This is a genomic window from Streptomyces sp. OfavH-34-F, assembly GCF_022347745.1.
In the GTDB taxonomy this organism is placed as follows: domain Bacteria; phylum Actinomycetota; class Actinomycetes; order Streptomycetales; family Streptomycetaceae; genus Streptomyces.
Map to the genome: position 1 here is coordinate 1 of NZ_JAKRGC010000503.1, position 2928 is coordinate 2928.

The following is a 2928-nucleotide window of genomic DNA, read 5'->3' on the forward strand; positions in this document are numbered from 1 at the left end:
CGGGGCTCGTGCGAGGAGGCGCTGCTGATCGTGCGGGTGCTGCGCGAACGAGCGGGCGCGGGAGGCGCGCTGCGGGCGGCGGACGCCGCGGACGTGGGCCCCTCGCTGGACGTCGCCCGGGTCCTGGACGCCGCCCGGCCGGTCTGGGAGGCGGGCCGCGGCCCCGTGCACGACCTGATACGCACGGATCTGGCGGCCGGCGGTGAGCTGGTCCGTTCGCTGGCGGCCTATCTGGACGCGTCGGGCGACGTCGCGCGGGCGGCGGCGCGGCTGGTCGTCCACCCCAACACGCTGCGCTACCGGCTGCGGCGCGCGCGGGACCGGTACGGGGTGGATCTGGACGACCCCGACACCCGGCTGCTGGTCACCCTCGCCGTGCGGCTCAGCGGGTAGGTTGCGGTCCGTGCGTACGGTGCTTGGCCGATCGGCCAATCCGCTGCGCGATTCCTGGCCTTCCGGACAGAGACCTGGGGGCGGCCGTCACCGAATCTGGCTCCATGAGCATCCATCCGTCATCCTCCGCCCCCGTCCCCTCCCTCGCGGCCCCGTCCGCGCGTGTCGCGGCGGTGGTGCGCCATGCCGTGGCCACCGGCCTGCTCGGCGAAGCCACGCCGGTGGCCGGTTTCATCGACACGGACGGGGTGCGCGCTTCGGTCGCCGCCCTGCACGAGGCGTTCCCCGGGGTGCCCGCCGTGCTGCACACGTTCGCCGCGAAGGCGTCCTCGCTCGTCCCGGTGCTGCGGCTGCTGGCCCGGTGCGGGATGGGCTGCGAGGTCGCTAGCCCCGGTGAGCTGCGGCTCGCGCTGGACGCCGGATTCGCGCCCTCGGTGATCGTCCTGGACTCGCCCGCCAAGACCCGCGACGAGATCCGCCGCGCGCTGGCGGTGGGCGTGGCGATCAACGCCGACAACCTCGACGAGGTGGCCCGGATCGCCGCGCTGCGGCCGGCGGACGCGGTGTCCGCGATCGGCCTGCGGGTCAACCCCCAGGTCGGGGGCGGCGCCATCGGCGCGATGAGCACGGCCACGGCCACGTCGAAGTTCGGCGTGGCGCTGCGCGACCCCGGCGCGCGGGAGCGGGTGATCAGCGCGTTCGCCGCGCACCCGTGGCTGACCCGGCTGCACGCCCATGTCGGCTCACAGGGCTGCTCCCTGGAGCTGATCGCGGCCGGGATCGGCGAGACGTACCGGCTGGCCGAGGAAATCAACGCCCGGCTGGGCCGCCGGCAGGTCACCGGGCTGGACATCGGCGGCGGTCTCCCGGTGAACTTCGCCGACGACGAGACGCGCCCCACGTTCGCCGCGTACGCGGCGGCGCTGCGGTCCGCCGTTCCGGGCCTCTTCGACGGGCGGTACGAGCTGGTCACCGAGTTCGGCCGGTCGCTCCTCGCGAAGAACGGGTTCATCGGCGCGCTGGTGGAGTACGCGAAGGAGGCGGGCGGGCGGCGTGTGGCGCTCACGCACGCGGGCGCCCAGACCGCCACCCGGACGGTCTTCATGCCGGAGGCCTGGCCGCTGCGGGTGGGCGCCTTCGACGCCGAGGGGAGGCCGAAGGGCGGTCCGCCCGTCGTCCAGGACATCGCCGGTCCGTGCTGCTTCGCCGGCGACGTCGTCGCGCACGCCCGTCCGCTGCCCGAACTGCGCGCTGGCGACTTCGTGGTGCTGTACGACACGGGCGCGTACTACTTCTCCACCCCGTGGGCGTACAACAGCCTGCCGCGCCCGGCGGTGTACGGGTTCCGGCTGGCCGGGACGGGCGGGGACGGCGAGCCGGAGGTGCGGTTCGCGCCGGTGCGCGACGCCCAGTCGCTGGAGTCGGTGTCGGCCGAGAGCGGGCTGGCGCACGCCGACGCGCTGGTCGATCCGGGGAACTGAGGCGGGTCCTCGCCGCCGGGGCCGCCGAGGTCGCCGGAATTTAGTAGCCATGTACATAGTAGCCATGTACCGTATGGGCTATGAGCGCATCGATCGACGGCCCCACTCCGGGGTTCCTGGTGTGGCGCCTGTCCATGAAGTGGCGGGTGGCCATCGACCGGGCACTGGCACCGCTCGGACTGACTCACGCCCAGTACTCGCTGGTCGCCTCCCTGCAGGGCATGGAGCACGCCGGGACACGGCCCAGCCAGCGGGCGCTGGCGGACCACACCGGGCTCGAACCGCTCTACGTCTCGAAGCTGGCCCGTTCCCTGGAGGCGGCCGGGCTCGTCGAACGGGCCGCCGATCCGTCGGACAGCAGGGCGGTGCGGCTGTCGCTGACCGGCGAGGGCCGCGCGGCCACGGATCGCGCGGTCGCCGTGGTGCGGGAGCTGGTCGACGGGCTGCTCGCGCCGCTGGGCGGCCTCGACGGCCCGGCCACCGAGGCGTTCACCGAGGCACTGAGGGCCCTGCTCGACGTGCCGGTTCCCCCTGTCACCGTTTCCCGCGAGGAGCAGCCATGACCACCGCGTCCGGTATCACCGTCAACGGCCAGATCATCGGCATGGCCCACTACGCCACGCGCGCCGTCGCCGAGCGGCTGCTGACCGAGGGCACCACCTTCCACCAGTCCATGGCGCTCAACGCCACCGACGACAAGGGCGGCACCATCGGGCGGGACCAACTGGTCGCGCGCCTGACCGGCGCCGCGAAGCTGGCCGTCCCGGTGGCGGAACAGACCCTTGCCGAGCTGACGTCGGCCGGCCTCCTGGAGGAGCGCGCCGCGGACGGCCCGGTACTGCTCACCCTGACCCCTGCGGGCCGGCGCCTGGTGCGCACGCACCGGGCGGCCCTGGCCGAGGTCACCGCCGCGCTGTACGGCGATCTGCCGGCGGCGGACCTGGAGGCGGCGGGCCGGGTGCTCACCGAGGTGACCGCGCGGGCCGACGCGCTGCTGGCCGCCGGCTGACCGCCGCCGTTCAGCCGACCGGGGACGGCTCCGGCTCCGGCGGCG

At 74.7% G+C, this 2928-nt stretch carries 4 protein-coding genes; all 4 read left to right on the forward strand.

The genetic code is table 11. The annotated features are described in order from the left end of the window. Window positions 1-393, forward strand: a 393-nt coding sequence (locus MHW47_RS34020) for a helix-turn-helix domain-containing protein (protein ID WP_239227703.1), incomplete at its 5' end; no start/stop codon positions are given. Between the two features lie 104 nt (window positions 394-497). Continuing rightward, on the forward strand, window positions 498-1874 hold the full coding sequence (locus MHW47_RS34025; protein ID WP_239227704.1) for a diaminopimelate decarboxylase: 1377 nt from the start codon (window positions 498-500) through the stop codon (window positions 1872-1874). An 80-nt stretch (window positions 1875-1954) separates the two neighbouring features. After that, on the forward strand, window positions 1955-2437 hold the full coding sequence (locus MHW47_RS34030; protein WP_239227705.1) for a MarR family winged helix-turn-helix transcriptional regulator: 483 nt from the start codon (window positions 1955-1957) through the stop codon (window positions 2435-2437). Then, window positions 2434-2883 (forward strand): hypothetical protein, encoded by a 450-nt coding sequence (locus MHW47_RS34035; protein ID WP_239227706.1) that lies wholly within the window; start codon window positions 2434-2436, stop codon window positions 2881-2883. The genes MHW47_RS34030 and MHW47_RS34035 overlap by 4 nt, the downstream gene beginning before the upstream one ends. Window positions 2884-2928 lie beyond the last annotated feature (45 nt).

What these genes read in the sequence shown, in the direction of transcription:
- MHW47_RS34025 (WP_239227704.1), top strand. Translation starts at nt 498, where the DNA reads ATGAGCATCCATCCGTCATCCTCCGCCCCCGTCCCCTCCCTCGCGGCC.
- MHW47_RS34030 (WP_239227705.1), top strand. Translation starts at nt 1,955, where the DNA reads ATGAGCGCATCGATCGACGGCCCCACTCCGGGGTTCCTGGTGTGGCGC.
- MHW47_RS34035 (WP_239227706.1), top strand. Translation starts at nt 2,434, where the DNA reads ATGACCACCGCGTCCGGTATCACCGTCAACGGCCAGATCATCGGCATG.